Annotated in this window: 11 protein-coding genes; 2 read left to right on the top strand and 9 right to left on the bottom strand. The window is 69.1% G+C overall.

Features of this window, described 5'->3' with window-relative positions:
- Window positions 1-34: 34 nt before the first annotated feature.
- On the bottom strand, window positions 35-2,032 hold the full coding sequence (locus HWX09_RS14245; protein ID WP_027781743.1) for a glycoside hydrolase family 28 protein: 1,998 nt from the start codon (window positions 2,030-2,032) through the stop codon (window positions 35-37).
- Window positions 2,033-2,389: 357 nt separating this feature from the next.
- Between HWX09_RS14245 and HWX09_RS14240 the strand changes: the two genes are divergently transcribed.
- Window positions 2,390-3,748, top strand: coding sequence for an aspartate aminotransferase family protein (locus HWX09_RS14240; protein WP_027781744.1), 1,359 nt, complete (start codon window positions 2,390-2,392; stop codon window positions 3,746-3,748).
- A gap of 55 nt (window positions 3,749-3,803) precedes the next feature.
- On the opposite strand, the gene HWX09_RS14235 is transcribed toward HWX09_RS14240, so the two are convergent.
- Window positions 3,804-4,988 carry a M20 aminoacylase family protein gene (locus HWX09_RS14235; RefSeq protein ID WP_027781745.1) on the bottom strand — a complete coding sequence of 395 codons (1,185 nt, stop codon included), beginning with the start codon at window positions 4,986-4,988 and terminating at the stop codon, window positions 3,804-3,806.
- Window positions 4,989-5,017: 29 nt separating this feature from the next.
- Entirely contained in the window at window positions 5,018-6,250 is a 1,233-nt protein-coding gene (locus tag HWX09_RS14230; protein WP_027781746.1) for a diaminopropionate ammonia-lyase, read from the bottom strand.
- 178 nt (window positions 6,251-6,428) lie between these two features.
- Here HWX09_RS14230 and HWX09_RS14225 point away from each other — a divergent pair, with 178 nt between their 5' ends.
- On the top strand, window positions 6,429-6,905 hold the full coding sequence (locus HWX09_RS14225) for an Lrp/AsnC family transcriptional regulator (RefSeq protein ID WP_027781747.1): 477 nt from the start codon (window positions 6,429-6,431) through the stop codon (window positions 6,903-6,905).
- Window positions 6,906-6,968: 63 nt separating this feature from the next.
- Here the strand turns inward: HWX09_RS14225 and HWX09_RS14220 are convergent, their stop codons facing one another.
- The 6 genes from HWX09_RS14220 to HWX09_RS14195 all read right to left on the bottom strand — a co-directional run bounded on the left by HWX09_RS14220 (window position 6,969) and on the right by HWX09_RS14195 (window position 15,630).
- Window positions 6,969-8,693, bottom strand: a complete 1,725-nt coding sequence (locus HWX09_RS14220) for a tannase/feruloyl esterase family alpha/beta hydrolase (RefSeq protein ID WP_027781748.1) — start codon at window positions 8,691-8,693, stop codon at window positions 6,969-6,971.
- A gap of 33 nt (window positions 8,694-8,726) precedes the next feature.
- A complete protein-coding gene (locus tag HWX09_RS14215; RefSeq protein ID WP_027781749.1) occupies window positions 8,727-9,875 on the bottom strand; it encodes a porin in 1,149 nt (382 codons plus the stop codon).
- Between the two features lie 61 nt (window positions 9,876-9,936).
- The gene (gene mhpT / locus HWX09_RS14210; RefSeq protein ID WP_027781750.1) at window positions 9,937-11,142 is read right to left on the bottom strand and encodes a 3-(3-hydroxy-phenyl)propionate transporter MhpT; all 1,206 of its coding nucleotides are present in this window, start codon (window positions 11,140-11,142) and stop codon (window positions 9,937-9,939) included.
- Between the two features lie 221 nt (window positions 11,143-11,363).
- Window positions 11,364-13,268: a feruloyl-CoA synthase gene (locus HWX09_RS14205; RefSeq protein WP_105132657.1), complete on the bottom strand. Its 1,905-nt coding sequence runs from the start codon at window positions 13,266-13,268 to the stop codon at window positions 11,364-11,366.
- 11 nt (window positions 13,269-13,279) lie between these two features.
- On the bottom strand, window positions 13,280-14,728 hold the full coding sequence (locus HWX09_RS14200) for an aldehyde dehydrogenase (protein ID WP_027781752.1): 1,449 nt from the start codon (window positions 14,726-14,728) through the stop codon (window positions 13,280-13,282).
- Window positions 14,729-14,799: 71 nt separating this feature from the next.
- Complete coding sequence (locus tag HWX09_RS14195) at window positions 14,800-15,630, bottom strand: p-hydroxycinnamoyl CoA hydratase/lyase (protein WP_027781753.1); 831 nt, start codon at window positions 15,628-15,630, stop codon at window positions 14,800-14,802.
- Window positions 15,631-15,773: the final 143 nt, after the last annotated feature.

The raw sequence follows: 15,773 nt of genomic DNA, 5'->3' as shown, positions 1-15,773 counted from the left end.
CGGCTGCACGCGAACGCCGTGGCGTTACGTCATCTCACCGCTTGTCGGTGATCGTCGCGTTGACGACCTGCCCGGCGATCGTCACGTTCGTCAGCGTCATCGCGCTCACGTTGAACGCATAGATCGGCCCCGGCGACGTGACCGTCGGCGTGCCCGACGCCACCGGCGTGCCGAAGTCGCAATCGGTGATCGTCACGCCGGAGATCGGCTGCACCGCGGGCGTGGGCGGCGTGCCGTTGTAGTCGAACGCGACCGGCCCCTGCGCGACGATCGCCTGGAAGCACGATGCGGTCACGCCGTTCAGCGTCACGTTGCTCGCTTTCACGTCGGCGATCGTCACGTTCTGCACGACCGGCGCGCGCGTGCGCACCGCATCGTTCGCCGGCTGATAGTCGCAGTCGAACGTGACGATGCCGCCCTGCGCCGCCGATGGATTGCCTGCCGACGGCGTGACGACGCCGAGCGGCACGCTCGCATTGACCGGGCTGCCCGCGAGCAACGCACTGCCGTAGCCGCCGCCCTTCAGCGTCACACCGTTCGGCAGCGTGACGCCCTTCACGTGGAAATCCTTCACGTAGCCGCCACGGTTCATGTTGGTCTTCACGCGAATCGCGATGTTCAGCGGGTTGGTCTGCCAGTTCGCGTTCAGCATCGACAGGTTCGTCGCATAGATCTGCTCGACGCCGCCGCCCATCTCGCTGCCGAGCGTGATCCCGCCGTGCCCGCTGTTCATCGTGCAGTTGCGGATCAGGTGCCGTTTCGCGGGCCCGTATTCGGTGTCGCGGTCCTTGCCCGACTTGATCGCGATGCAGTCGTCGCCGGTGTTGAACGTGCAGTCCTCGCACAGCACGTCGGTGCACGCGTCCGGATCGAAGCCGTCGTTGTTCGGGCCGATGCTGTTGGTCGTCACGCCGCGGATCACGACGTTGCGGCTCGCGGTCGGATGGTGCTGCCAGAACGGCGTGTTCTGGGTCTGGTAGTTCGCCATCAGCACGTTCGTGCAGCCGATGAATTCGACCATGCATGGCCGCAGATAGTGACCAAGGCCGAAGATGCGCTTCTCCACCGGCACACCGGCCTCGGACAGCGCGGGCAGGTAGTTCTGATCCTGCTGCCACGGCGTGACGGGCGACGTCAGCAGCGCATAGAGCGCGTCGGAAATCGCGGGCGCGACGATCCGCAGATCGACGTTGTTCGGGTTCGCGTAGTTCTGGGCCGGCACCGTCGCGCCCGCGCCGTACGCGCCCGACGAGCCCTTGTAGGTCCACCAGCAGACGCTGTTCGCGCCGCTGCCGGAGAACGGCGTCATCGCCTGCCCGTTGAGCACCGACGTCGGGCCTTCGCCGGTCAGCGCGATGTTCGTCGCGTTGCGCGCGTAGACGGGCGCGCCGTAGTTCAGGCAATCGTTCGCCTGCCAGCGGCTGTAGTACAGCCGGCCGTTCGCGCCGCAATCGACCGGGCCGTCCTTCGCGTAATCGGCCGGGTTCGGGCTGAAGTAGATCGTGCAGTTCGCGCTCAGGTGGAACGTGACGTTGCTCTGCAGCACGATCGGCCCCGCGCAGTACCAGGTGCCGGACGGCACGACGACCCGGCCGCCGCCTTCACGCCGGCATGCGTCGATCGCCGCGAGAAACGCCGGGCGCGAATCGAACGCGCCGGGCGCGGCTGTCATATCGGAACCGGGGCTGACGGGCGATTTCGCTGTCGGGTACGGCGACGTCTGCGCGACCGTCGCGCACCGGCGCGCGCCGTAGTGCGTCACGTCGAGGTCGCGCCCGCGCCGCGCGAGCCGCGACACGTGCGCGAGCGATGCGGCGATGCGCGCCGCCGCGCCGTGCTCGCCCCACACGAGATCGACCGCCGACGCATTGGGCGTCGCGGCCGCCGCCAGCGCCCGGGTGGCCGCGAACGGACCGCCGAGCATCGCGCCGCCGGCGAGCGCGCCGGTCCAGCCGATGAAAGCGCGGCGCGATACCCGTTTCGATGCGGACGATCGGGCGGACGAAGACGAACGGCGGCGATGGGCGGCCATGGGCACTCCTTCAGGGTAGGGATATCGATGCGCCGAGCGGCGCAGCGTTATTTATACGTCGTCGTACTACATTGCAAAGTCTAGACGCGATTGGAGCAACGCATGTATTTGTCGTTTACCCTGTTTTCTCCGACTTCATGTGGCGTATGTGTGCACACACTCACATCGACGAATGCGCTTTCAGAGATATGTTGTCGTATGTTTATGCGCAAAAACTTCGACTCAATCCCGCAATCTGTCCATCGAAAACGGGTTCCCAGCGCGTCCACTGCCAGCCCGCTTCGGTAATTCCGCCTCTGGTCAGCCCCGCGCCGCCCGCGCTATCGTTTCGCCATCCCCACAGCCCAGGAGCTGCCTTTGCCTACCCGCCACGGAGTCGACCTCATCCGCGCCCGCGCGCTGTTCGATCGCGAGCGCCAGACGTTCACCGAAGCCATGCCGGTGTCCCGTGCGCTGTCCGCGGAAGCGTCCGAGCACTTGATGTTCGGCGTGCCGTTGCACTGGATGCAGGACTGGTCGACCCCGTTCTCGCTATACGTGAAGGAAGCCCGCGGCGCGACGTTCACCGACGTCGACGGTCATCGCTACGTCGATTTCTGCCTCGGCGATACGGGCGCGATGTTCGGCCATGCGCCCGAACCCGTCGCCCGCGCGCTCGTCGAGCAGGCCACGCGCGGCTACACGACGATGCTGCCGAGCGAGGACGCCGCCTGGGTGTCGCGCGAACTCGCGCGGCGCTTCCGGTTGCCGGTCTGGCAATTCGCATTGAGCGCGAGCGACGCGAACCGCTTCGTGCTGCGCTGGGCGCGCGCGGCCACCGGCCGCAACACGATCGTCGTGTTCAACGGCTGCTATCACGGCACGGTCGACGACGTATTCGTCGATCTCGTCGACGGCCGACCGGTGCAGCGCGACAGCCTGCTCGGGCAGTCGTACGACCTGCTCGCGAACACACGCGTCGTCGAATTCAACGATCTCGACGCGCTCGAAGCGGCGCTGAAGGATGGGGATGTCGCGTGCGTGCTCGCCGAGCCCGCGATGACGAACATCGGCATGGTGCTGCCCGACCCGGGCTTTTGGGAGGCCGCGCGCGAACTGACGCGCCGCACCGGCACGCTGCTCGTGATCGACGAGACGCACACGATCAGCAGCGGCCCCGGCGGCTACGCGGTCGCGCACGGTCTCGAACCGGACATGCTGGTGGTCGGCAAGCCGATCGCGGGCGGCGTGCCGTGCGCGGTGTACGGGTTCAGCGCCGAATTCGCGGAACGCGCGAAGCAGGCGAAGCTGAACGCGCCGCCCGGCCACTCGGGCATCGGCACGACGCTCACCGCGAACATGCTTGCGATGCATGCGATGCGCGCGACGCTCGCCGAAGTCGCGACCGACGCCGCGTATGCGCACATGTTCGCACTCGCCGCGCGGCTCGCGACGGGCCTCGAACACGCGATCGCGAAACACGGGCTGCCGTGGTGCGTGACGCGCATCGGCGCGCGCACCGAGTTTCAGTTCGCGCCCGTCCCGCCGCGCAACGGCACGCTGGCCGGCGCGCAGCTCGACAGTGAACTCGAGCACATCGTGCACCTGTACCTGCTGAATCGCGGCGTGCTGATCACGCCGTTCCACAACATGATGCTCGTGTGCCCGCAAACGACCGCCGACGATGTCGACCGGCTCGTCGCGCAGTTCGATGCGTGTCTGGGCGAACTGGTGTGAGGCGCTGATGCAAGGCCCGGTACTCGCGCAAGCGCGTGCCGGGCCCTCCCGCCCGCTACGCGGCCCGCAACGCGCGCCGCGCCACTTCCGCGAAATACCGCGCGCCGATCGGCAAAATCTCGTCGTTGAAATCGTACGTCGCGTTGTGCAGCGGCACGCCGCCCCGCCCGGCCGCTTCGCCGTTGCCGATGAACACGAAATTGCCCGGCACCGCCTGCAGGAACGCGCCGAAATCCTCCGAGATCATCATCGGCTGCACGTCGGCGTTCACCGCGTCGGCGCCCGCGACCTGCGCGGCGGCCTGCACGGCCGTCTCCACCCATTCCGGTGAATTCACCGTCGGCGCGAACTCGTGCGTGTACTCGAACGTGCAGGTCGCGCCATGCGTGCGGCAGATCCCTTCGCCGATTTCGCGCATTCGCGTGGCCAGCAACGTCTGCACGTCGCGCGAATAGCTGCGCGTGTCGCCCTTGATCGTCACGGTCGACGGCAGCACGTTGCGCAGCCCGTCGGTGATGAATTCCGTGCACGAGATCACCGCCTGTTGGCCCGGGTCGAGATTGCGGGACACGATCGTCTGCAGCGCGAGCACGATCTGCGAGCCGATCACGATCGGATCGATGCCCATGTGCGGCCGCGCCGCGTGCGTGCCGCGCCCGTCGATCCGGATCACGAAATTGTCTTCGCTCGCCATGATGCCGCCCGCACGCGTCGAGAACGTGCCCGCGCGCATGCCCGGCATGTTGTGCGCGCCGAAGATCGCGTCGACCGGAAAGCGCTCGAACAGCCCGTCGGCCATCATCGCCTTCGCGCCGCGGCCGTGCTCTTCCGCCGGCTGGAAAATGAAGCGCACGGTGCCGTCGAAATCCTTGCGCTCGGCCAGCAATTGCGCGGCGCCGAGCACCATCGACATGTGGCCGTCGTGCCCGCACGCATGCATCTTGCCCGGCGTGCGCGACACGTGTTCGCGGCCCGGCGCGTGCTCGGCGATGTTCAGCGCGTCCATGTCCGCGCGAATGCCGATCGCGCGCCGGCCCGTGCCGGCCGTCAGATTCGCGACGAGCCCGGTGCCGCCGATGCCGCGATGCACGTCGAGCCCGAGCGTGGTCAGGATGCGCGCGACGTAGTCCGACGTGCTCACCTCTTCGAAACCCGTCTCCGGATACCGGTGCAGATGGCGGCGCCAGGTCTTCAGTTGCCCGTGCAGCGGGCTTGCTTCGATTGCGTCGGTTTCGTCCATCGCGTTCGCCTCGTCGGTCGTCATGTCGTTCAGGCCGCCACCGCCGCGCGGCTCAGCCACTCACGCTGGCGCGCGAGCACCGCGTCGGACGTCTCGCCGACGCAATTCCGGTACACGGACGGCGCGGTCGCCCCTTCCGTGTTGATCGCCAGCACGCGCGCATTCGCATCGAGCCCGACCCGCCGCGCGAGCGCCGGGTCGCGCATCAGCACGTCCAGCCCCGCCACGCCGGCCGCACCCGATTCGCCGGCGACGAGCGGCACGTCGCGTTCGCTGCCGGCCGCGAGGCCGCGCATCGCCTGCACCGCGTCTTCGTCGTCGATCAGCATGAAGTGATCGATGCACGTCTCGAGGAAATCCCACGCGAGCGGCGACGCCTCGCCGCACGCCAGGCCGGCCATCACCGAATCGACGCTGCCGGTGGCCTTCGTCGCGCGCCCGGCCAGCGCGCTCTGATACAGACAATCGGCCTGGCGCGGCTCGACGACGACGAAGTGCGGCCGCTGCACGCCGCCGCGCTCCCACAGGTAGCTCGCGACGCCCGCGGCGAGGCCGCCCACGCCGCCCTGCAGGAATACGTGCGTGAACGGTTGCCCGTCGTCCGCTGCCGCCTGCGCGGCCGCTTCGGCGGCGATCACGCCGTAGCCCTGCATCACGTCGCGCGGAATCGTTTCGTAGCCGTCGTACGACGTATCCGACACGACGTACCAGCCGTTCGCCTGCGCGAGCTGCGCCGCGCAGACGACCGATTCGTCGTAGTTCCCCGCGATGCGCACGATCCGCGCGCCGTACGCCGAGATCGCGCGTTCGCGCTCGGCGTCGACGTTCGCGTGCAGCACGATCACGCACCCGCAGCCGATCGCGCGCGCGGCGGCGGCCAGCGCGCGGCCGTGATTGCCGTCGGTCGCGCTGATCACCGTCAGGTCGGCCAGCTCCGCCGCATGGCGGCCGGTGACGAGCTCCCGCGGATCGAGTTCCTGCTTGCGCCGCAGCCGCTTCACGAGCCGCACCAGCGCGATCGGCGCGCCGAGCGCCTTGAAGCTGCCGAGCGGCGAGCGGCACGATTCGTCCTTCACGCTGACGCTCGCGACACCGAGCCGTGCGGCCAGATCGGGCAGCGCACGCAGCGGCGTGCGCGCATGGCCGACGAGCGGCCAGTGCGACAGCCACGCGCCGCTTTCGTCGGCCGATGCGACGTTCATCACGCGGCGCAGTGCGTCGGGATAGGGCGTGCGCGACGCGCGCGGGTTGGCGATCAGCATGACCAAGGCTCCGGTGGGGGACGGCGCGGGCAGTCCGTCAAGTGGGTCGGATCGGGCAGGCGCGGGTTGCGCTCGCCGTCGAATGGAAAATAATATTGCGCATGCCGGTCTAAAAAATCGCCAAATTGCCGGCGTAGACGCAAAAATTTCTCATTCTTTCGAGGTTTGACACGCCATCATGACGTCCCCTCTCGATGCGTTCGATCGCAAGCTGTTGATGGAAGTCCAGCGCGACGCGCAGACCCCGCAGGCCGAACTCGGCGCACGCGTCAACCTGTCGACCGCCGCCGTGAACCGGCGGCTGCGGCGCCTCGCGGAAGACGGCGTGATCGAGCGCTATACGGCCGTCGTCGCGCCGGACAAGGTCGACCATCCGCTGACGATCGTCGTGAACGTCGAGGTCGAAAGCGAGCAGATCGACCAGCTCGACGCGATGAAGCGCACGTTCGAGCGCTGCCCGCAGATCCAGCAGTGCTACTACGTGACCGGGGAATGGGATTTCGTGCTGATCCTCGCGGTGCGCAACATGGATCAGTACAACGCGCTCACGCGCGAGCTGTTCTTCGCGAACAACAACGTGAAGCGGTTCAAGACGCTGGTGAGCATGAGCCGCGTGAAGGTCGGGCTCGACGTGCCGGTCGATTCCGGCGAGTGAACGCAGCGATGAGGCGGCCGGCGCACGACTGCCCGCGCCGGCCGCTTCCCATCGACGGCTACGTCAGCGGCAACTGAAGCTCGCCGCCGAATTCAGGTCGCCCGAGCCGTTGTAGCGCGCGATCTGCGGATACGGGCACAGCGGCCGCGTGCGCCCCGCGCCCCACGACGCGGGCACGTCCGCGTTCGGCACCGCGTTCGTCGTGTCGCGCGCGGCAGCAACGACCGCCGTCGGCGCCTGCCCCTGCTCGACCCACGCCACGAGCGGCGTCAGCATGTCGAACTGGTCGGCGGCCGGCCCGCCCGCGCAGTGATTCATGCCGGGCACCGGATAGAAGCGTGCAAAGCTCGACGCATCGCCGCCGTTCGCCTGCGCGACCTGCGCGTACCAGTCGCGCGTGTCGTTGAACGAGAACACCGGGTCGCCCGTGCCGTGATAGACGAGCAGCTTCGCGCCGCGCGTCTTCAGCGCGGACAGGTTCGTCTCGTCGGGCGGCGTCATGAACGACCACGACGATTGCGTGTACACGCCGTTCGTCGCGAAGATCGCCGGCGCATCGTTGTCCATGTCGAAGCCGAGTGCGAACCCGGGCAGGTTCGCGAGCGCTGCGGCAGTTTTCGGCGGCGTCATGAAGGTGAACGCCATCGCGGCCGGATCGAGCGTGATCGACGCCGATTGCTTCCACGACGCCCAGCCGCCGGCAGCCACGCCCGGATCGTACGGAAAGCTCGCGTACAGCGCCGTGCCCGCGCTGTTGCGTGCACCGGCGAACACGTTCTCCAGCGCGGTTTTCTGCGCGGGCGTCAGGCAGGCGCCCGTGCGCGCGCCGTTCGCGCAGGTCGGGATATCGGCATCGACGCTGAAGTGCGCCTGGCACGCGGCGACGTCCTGCACCATCCCGTCGGCCGCGCCGTCGAGCGCATCGCATTTGTCGAGGATCCTCGCGCCGACGAGCTGGCGCTCCGCATCGTTGAAGCCGCTGCGGATATCCGGCAACCCGTTCGATCCGGTGGCCGACGCGATCTTCGCGAACTGCTGCGCGCCATACATCTCGCCGATCGCCGCCTTCGGCAGATGGAAGCCCGGGTCGCCCGCGATGATGCCGTCGTAGTCGGCCGGGTTGCGCACCGCCGTGACCATCGCGTGACGGCCGCCGTTCGAGCAGCCGCCGAAATAGCTGCGATCGGGCGCCTTGCCGTACGCGAGCCGGATCACCTGCTTCGCCATCGGCGTCAGCGCATCGACGGCGCCGTAGCCGTAGTCGATCCGCGCCTGCGGATCGAGGCCGAACAGCGGATTCTGCGCGGCGCCGTGCCCGGAATCCGAGCTGATCACCGCGAAACCCTGGTTCAGCGCGTTGGTCTGCGGCCCGCCGCCGCCGATCTCGCCGGTCGCGGTCACGACGTTGCCGTCGAGCCCGCCGTTCGCCTGGTAGAAGAAGCGGCCGTTCCACGCTTTCGGCAAGCGCATCTCGAAGCCGATCGCATAGGTCTTGCCGTCCACCGCGCTCACGCGCTCGTTCATCTTCCCCGTGATCACGCAGTGCTCGGCGACCGGCTTGCCGGCCACCGTCAGCGCGCCGGCAGCCGCGGTCGTCACCGACGTGAACGACGTGTTCGCATACGCGAGCTTCGCGGCGAGCGCGTCGCAGGTCTGCGCCATCGCGGCCGGCGTCGCGGCGCTCAGGTGAGTGGGCGCGGCACTGATCGAATCGTCGCCGCCGCAACCGGCGAGCATGGCGGCGGCGGACAGCGGCGCAATACAGAGGATTGCAGATTTCCTGTTCAAGATAACTCCCGTTCGGTTCGTCACGTCGGTGAATCAGAACATGTGCCGCACGCCGACCATCGCGCCGAGTTGCCCCATCCCTGCGCCGGGCGTCGTGCCTGGCCCGCCGCCGCTGACCGAGTAGCGTGCATGCGCGCTGTTCCACAGATACGACGACTGCGCGTAGACGGCCGTGCGCTTGCTCAGCAGATAGGTCGCGCGCAGCGTCGCCATCGTCGCGCGCGTGTCGTGCGCGCTGTTGACGATCCGGTAGCCTTCGCCGTCGACGACGAAATCGGGCTTCACCGCATACGACGCACCGAGGAAGAACAGGTCCGAATGCGCGCCGGCCGCGGCCGGCGAACCGGTCGACACGCGCCGCCCGATCCAGCCCGCGCCGATCCGTGCGCCGGCCGCCTGCGCATACGCGCTCACATGCGTGCGCGCGTCCTTGCCGCCGCTGCTCGTGAAGGGAACGGGCGCGACGCCGTCGAAGAAGTTCGCGGCCGCGCCGGTGCCGCCGCGCTGCTCCTCGTACGACGCCGCCGCACCGAAATACGCGCTGTCGTACTTGAGCATCACCGACCAGTTGCGGCACTGCACCGCGTCGCCCGGCACCTGCCCCGCGCACGTGCCCTGCCCCGGCGAGTTGCCGGTGCCCGCGCCGTCGCGGCCAAACGAATACGCGGCGCCGAGCGTCACGCCGCGATACGTGCCGACGTAGGTCACCGCGTTGTCGGCGCGTCCGTTCGGCACGTACGCGTCGAACGAGCCGAGCCCGTAGATGTCGGGGCCGATGATGTCCGCGCCCTGCAGCGCGAGATAGGTCATCGTGTACTGACGGCCGAACGCGAGCGTGCCGAAGCCGCTCTTCAGGCCGACGAACGCCTGCCGCCCGAACAGCCGGCCGCCCTGCCCGAGATCGCCGCCGCGCACGTTGAAGCCGCTTTCGAGCGTGAACACCGCCTGGTAGCCGCCGCCGAGATCCTCGGTGCCGCGCAGGCCCCAGCGCGACGGCAACTCGCCCGTCACGCCCGGCATCCGCACCACGTGGTCGCCGGCCGCGTTCGCGTGCGACACGAATTCGACGCCCGTATCGATGATCCCGTACAGCGTCACGCTCGACTGGGCGTGTGCGCCCGGCGCGGCGAGCGCGCAGCACGCGCCGGCGGCCAGCAGGCCGTTCCTTGTCTTCGTTTTCATGTCGTCTCCAGACCTTGTTGAATCGCGCGCTCTGACGGCGCGCATTGAAAAAATCGAACCGTCAGTCGCCGGCTTGCGGGCGGCGAATCAGCACGAATGCAGCGAAGGCCGCGACGAGCGTGACGGGGATGCTCGCGCCGATCACGACGGGCGCGCTGCGGCCGGCGGCCAGCAGCGTCGCGGCCGCGAGCGGCCCGACGACGGAGCCGAGCCGGCCGACCGCCACCGCCGCGCCGACGCCGGTTCCGCGCATCGCGGTCGGGTAGTAGATCGCCGCGAGCGCATACAGCACCGACTGCCCGCCGACCACGAACATCCCCGCCGCGAACGCGGCCGCCGCGAGCGACGCGAAACCGGGCGCGGCCGCGAGCGCGGCGAGCGACAGCACGATCCCGACATACATGCCGCCGACCACGCGCGACGCGCGCATCCGGTCGAGCGCCGCACCGATGCCGAGCGCGCCGAGCCCCGCGCCCACGTTGAACGCGATCTGCACGAGGCCGACGTGGGCGCGATCGAGCCCGCGCGCGGCCATCAGCGACGGCAGCCAGTTCAGCAGGAAGTAGAGGACGATCAGCGTGCAGAAGTAGCTGACCCACAGTGCGACCGTCGACGTCGTGCGGCCGTCGCCGAACAGCGTCCGGGCGACACTGGACCGCGCGGCAGGCGTGCCCGCGACGTCGAGATACGCGCGCGATTCGGGCAGGAACCACACGAGCAGCGGCACGAGCAGCAGCGGCCCCACGCCGCCGACGTAGAAGATGTGCCGCCATTCGGTATCGCCGGCGAGCAGCACGCCGATCACCGACGCGATCACGCCGCCGAACGGGATCCCGCAGTACATCGTCGCGACCGCGCTGCTGCGCGAGCGCGGCTCGACCGCTTCGGACGACAGCGCGATCAGGTTCGGCATCGCGCCGCCAAGGCCGATGCCGGTCAGCACGCGCACGACGACGAGCATCGCGAAGCTCGAGACCTGCGCGGTCGCGATCGACAGCAGCCCGAACAGCACGGTCGATGCGATCAGCACGCGCTTGCGGCCGATCCGGTCGGCGAGCCGCCCGCCGAGCATCGCGCCCGGCAGCAGCCCGAAGGTGCCCGCGCTGAACGCGATGCCCATCTGCGACACGGACAGCCCGAATTCGCGCGCCATCCGCGGCGCGGCGACGCCGACCGACTGCAGGTCGAGCCCTTCGAGGAGTGCGATCGCGAAACACAGCGCGAGCGTGGTCGCGACCGTGGGTTTTTCGGCAACGTAGGTGTTCATTCTGTCTCCAGTCCCATGTCTTGTAGTCGGTCGGCCGTGCAACGACCGCCGCGCGCCGCCGCCGGCCAGGGGCGGTTCGGCGCGCGAGGTATCGCATGAACCGGCGCCTTTATCAGGCAACCTGATTCACTGGCCGCAAGCGTGCCTGCCGGTGTCGCGGCCGGCCGGTCGTTGTGTCTGCTCGTTGCTGCTCGTTGCTGCTTACTGCTAGCGCGTACTGCTTACGCGTAAATCACGTCGGGATCGCGCCGCGCCGGGTCGTACAGCGCGTCGATCATCGCCGCGCGATGCTTCTGCACGGCCGCCTGGTTCAGCGAACCCTTGTCGGTCGCTTCGCCGAGATCGAGCGACGGCGGCGTGTCGACCAGCCGGATCCGCGCGACGAACGTCGAGCCGCCGCTCGCGTTCCGGTTCAGCACGGCGAGCCACGCCGCGAACGCCGCGCGCACGGCCGGCGCGCGCAGCACGTCGGTCACGGATGCATCGGCGGCGAGCCCCGCGAGCGCACGGCATGCATCGACGCGCGGGAACACCAGCAAGCCGATATCGTCGCGATCGATCCCGGTCACGACCACGTCCTGCACGTACGGGGCCCCCGTCGACACCGCATTCGCGCGCAACGGCCCGACGCTGACGAACGTGCCGCTGCTCAGCTTGAAGTCCTCGGTCAGCCGCCCGTCGAACAGCAGCCCGAGTTCCGGCCGTTCCGGGTCGGCGAACGCGGCCGCGTCGCCGCTGCGGTAATAGCCTTCTTCGTCGAACACGTCGCGCGGATCGACGTCCGCATGCCAGTAGCCGCGCATCACGTTCGGCCCCTTGAAGCGCACTTCGAGCTTGCCGCCGCACGGCACGAGCTTCGCGTCGCAGCCGGGCGCGGGCAGGCCGATATAGCCGGCGCGCATCAGCGGCCCGGTCGTGAACAGGCACGACGGCGACGCCTCCGTCATCCCGAGGCCGGCCATGATCCGGATGCGCTCGCCGCAATGCGCTTCGGTCACGCGGTCGAGCCGGTCCCACGCGGCTTGCGACAGCCCCGCGCCGCCGAAGAAATACAGCTTCACGCGCGAGAAGAACGTGTCGCGCAGCTCGGCATCGCGTTCGAGCGCGGCGGCCAGCTCCTCCCAGCCCTTCGGCACGTTGAAGTAGATCGTCGGTGCGATCTCGCGCAGGTTGCGCACGGTTTCGTCGAAGCGGCCGGGCATCGGGCGGCCGTCGTCGATATACAGCGTGCCGCCGTTGTACAGCGCGATGCCGAGGTTGTGACTGCCGCCGAACGTGTGATTCCACGGCAGCCAGTCGACTAGCACCGGCGGTTCGCGCGTGAGTTCGGGCATCGTCTGGCGCAGCATCTGCTGGTTGCTGCACAGCATCCGGTGCGTGGTCGGCACGGCCTTCGGCTGCTTCGTCGAACCGGACGTAAACAGGATCTTCGCGAGATGGTCGGGGCCGACCGCGTCGTGGATGGCGTCGATCGTGCGCGGGACGGTAGCGAGCAAACGCGACAGCGGCACCGCGCGCCCGTTGCCGCCGGTGCCGTCATCCTCCTGGGCATCGGCATCGCGGGCGACGATCAGCGTCGCATCGGCCGGCAGCGTCGCGTCGAGCGCACGCGCGAACGGCGCGCGCTCCGCGACGAACACCGCACCCGGCCGCAGCACGCCGAGCGTGTGACGCAGCTTGCCGTAGTCGGTCGACACCAGCGAATACGCGGGCGAGATCGGCGAGTACGGCACGCCGGCCAGCATCGCCGCGAACATCAGCTGCAGATGCTCGAGATCGTTGCCGGACAGCACCGCGAGCGGACGCTCGGCCGACAGCCCGAGATCGACGAGCCCCTGGCCGAGCGCGCGCGCGCGTTCGAGCATCCGCGCGTACGTGATCTCGATCCAGCGACCATCGGCGCCGCGCCGCGCGGCGAGTACGCGGTCCGGATGCGCTTGCGCGCCGCGTACCAGGCAGTCGGTGATGCGCGTCGGATAATCGCCGAGCGGCTCGCGCGAGCGCAGGTACCAGGTACCGTCGTCCGCGCGGCGAATCTCGGCCGCGCCGACCGCGACGGCGGCCGCGCGATAGCGCACGGCGTCGGCGTGTTGGCCGACCTGAAGCGGCGCCTTCTCTGCATTCATCGTCGGCTCGCTCATATCGGGTAATGGCGCGGCGTGGTCTGCACGGTGATCCAGCGCAGCTCGGTGAATTCGGCGATCGACGCGCGGCTGCCGAAGCGGCCGTAGCCGCTCGCCTTCGTGCCGCCGAACGGCATCTGCGCTTCGTCGTGCACGGTCGGCCCGTTGATGTGGCAAATCCCCGATTCGATCCGCCGTGCAACCGCCATCGCACGTGCGACGTCGCGGCTGAACACGCTCGCCGACAGCCCGAATTCGCTGTCGTTCGCGAGCGCGACCGCTTCGTCGTCGCTATCCGCGCGCAGGATGGCGACGACCGGCGCGAAGGACTCCTCGCGATAGAGCCGCATGTCGCGCGTGACGCCGTCGACGATCGCGGGCTGCATCGTCGCGCCTTCCACACGGCATCCGAGCGGCAGGTGCGCGCCATGCGCACGCGCATCCTCGACCAGCGACGCCGCGCGCGCGGCGGCCGACGCATCGACCATCGTGCCGAGCGGATGGCCGGCCAGCGGATCGCCCGCGACCAGCGTGCGCGCCTTCGCGGCGAGCCGCTCGACGAGCGCATCGGCGATCGGCCGCGCGGCGATCACGCGCTCGGTCGACATGCAGATCTGCCCCTGGTTGAAGAATGCACCGAACGCGATCGCGTCGACGGCCGCATCGAGATCCGCGTCGTCGAGCACCAGCACCGGCGCCTTGCCGCCGAGTTCGAGCAGCACGGGCTTCAGGTGCGTGGCCGCGTGGCGCGCGATGATGCGGCCGACGTGCGTCGACCCGGTGAAGTTGATCCGCTTCACGTGCGGATGCGCGATCATCCGCTCGACGAGTTCGGGTGCGTCGGCCGCCGCGTGCGTGATCACGTTCACCACGCCCGCACCGAGCCCTGCTTCGTCCAGCACCGCGCCGATCAGCGCATGCACGCCCGGGCATGCCTCGGACGCCTTCAGCACGACCGTGTTGCCGCACGCGAGCGGCATCGCCAGCGCACGCGTGCCGAGGATCACCGGCGCGTTCCACGGCGCGATGCCGAGCACCACGCCGCACGGCACGCGCATCGCGAGCGCGAGATTGCCCGGTACGTCGGACGGGATCACGTCGCCGGCGATCTGCGTCGTCATCGACGCGGCCTCGCGCAGCATGTTCGCCGCGAGCGTCACGTTGAAGCCGAGCCAGCCGGGCGTCGCGCCCGTTTCGGCGACACCGGTCGCGACGATCTCGTCGATACGCGCATCCATCTGGTCGGCCGCCTTCAGCAGCCGGCGGCGCCGCTCGGTCGGCGCGAGCGCTGCCCAGGCGGGGAACGCGCGGTGCGCGGCGTCGATGGCCGCGTCGGCGTCGGCCGTACCGGCCGCCGGCGCGCGCGACGCGAGCGCGCCCGTCGCGGGGTTGAAGCGGTCGAAGGTTCGCCCGTCGCGGGCGGTGCACCACTCGCCGCCGATCAGCATCCGTCTGTCGGTCATGTCGTCTCCTGCCTTGCCTGTCTCTTGCGATTACGCCGGCGGTAATGCCGGCGGCTGCGTCGGCGCTCGTATCAGCGCTTGTATGCCTGCAGGCCCGGCTTGATCGTCTTGTCGTCGAGGAACTGCTTCAGCCCCTGCTCGCGGCCGCGCTCCGGGTCGCGCAGCTGCGCCTGGTCGAGCTTCGCATACAGGTAATCCTCGCACTGTTCCCACGTGAGCTCGCGCGAACGCTTGAAGCCGTGCTTCGCCGCGCGCAGCACGACCGGGTTCTTGTCCATCAGCCGCGCGGCGAGCGCGATCGTCGCGTCGCGCAGCTCGGCGAGCGGCACGCTGCTGTTCACGAGGCCCATTTCCGCCGCTTGCGCGCCGGTGAACGTATCGCCGGTCATGATGTAGTGCAGCGCGCGGCGATGCCCGACCGTGTCCGCCATCGCCTTGCTGACGAGGTTGCCCGGCGGGATGCCCCAGTTGATTTCCGACAGCCCGAACACCGCGTCGTCCGCCGCGATCGCGAGGTCGCACGCGACGAGCGGCGAGAATCCGCCGCCGAAACACCAGCCGTTCACCATCGCGATGGTCGGCTTGTTGTACATCCGCAGGCGGCGCCACTGCCAATCCGATGCGTCGCGGCGCACCTTTTCCTGCAGCGCGTCGGAGCCGCCGTCGATCTCGCGGAAATATTCCTTCAGATCCATGCCGGCCGTCCACGCGGCGCCCGCGCCGGTCAGCACCAGCACCTTCGCCTCGTCGTCGAACTCGACCGCGTCGAGGACGTCCAGCATCTCCCGGTTCAGCGTCGGGCTCATGGCGTTGCGCTTCTCGGGGCGATTCAGCGTCACCCACGCGATGCCGGCCTCCACTTTCACTTCAACGGTCTGCCAGCGGTTGTCGTACTTGCTCATGTCTGTTCCTGTCGTTCGTTCCAGTGCGATTCGGTGCGCAGCATGCCTGCTGCGGACGACCTCATTTAATATCAGGCTACCTGATATTGCAAGCGGCACGAACGCCGGTGTAAACCCGGAGCGGAAGGCGGAGAAAGCACCGG

This window comes from Burkholderia sp. BCC1208 (genome assembly GCF_902833095.1).
GTDB lineage: Bacteria > Pseudomonadota > Gammaproteobacteria > Burkholderiales > Burkholderiaceae > Burkholderia.
This window is presented reverse-complemented; position numbering and strand designations above follow the sequence as displayed.

Excerpts from the sequence above, each read along its gene's own strand:
- HWX09_RS14245 (WP_027781743.1), bottom strand. The coding sequence starts at position 2,032 with ATGGCCGCCCATCGCCGCCGTTCGTCTTCGTCCGCCCGATCGTCCGCA.
- HWX09_RS14235 (WP_027781745.1), bottom strand. The coding sequence starts at position 4,988 with ATGGACGAAACCGACGCAATCGAAGCAAGCCCGCTGCACGGGCAACTG.
- HWX09_RS14230 (WP_027781746.1), bottom strand. The coding sequence starts at position 6,250 with ATGCTGATCGCCAACCCGCGCGCGTCGCGCACGCCCTATCCCGACGCA.
- HWX09_RS14225 (WP_027781747.1), top strand. The coding sequence starts at position 6,429 with ATGACGTCCCCTCTCGATGCGTTCGATCGCAAGCTGTTGATGGAAGTC.
- HWX09_RS14215 (WP_027781749.1), bottom strand. The coding sequence starts at position 9,875 with ATGAAAACGAAGACAAGGAACGGCCTGCTGGCCGCCGGCGCGTGCTGC.
- mhpT (WP_027781750.1), bottom strand. The coding sequence starts at position 11,142 with ATGAACACCTACGTTGCCGAAAAACCCACGGTCGCGACCACGCTCGCG.
- HWX09_RS14205 (WP_105132657.1), bottom strand. The coding sequence starts at position 13,268 with ATGAATGCAGAGAAGGCGCCGCTTCAGGTCGGCCAACACGCCGACGCC.
- HWX09_RS14200 (WP_027781752.1), bottom strand. The coding sequence starts at position 14,728 with ATGACCGACAGACGGATGCTGATCGGCGGCGAGTGGTGCACCGCCCGC.
- HWX09_RS14195 (WP_027781753.1), bottom strand. The coding sequence starts at position 15,630 with ATGAGCAAGTACGACAACCGCTGGCAGACCGTTGAAGTGAAAGTGGAG.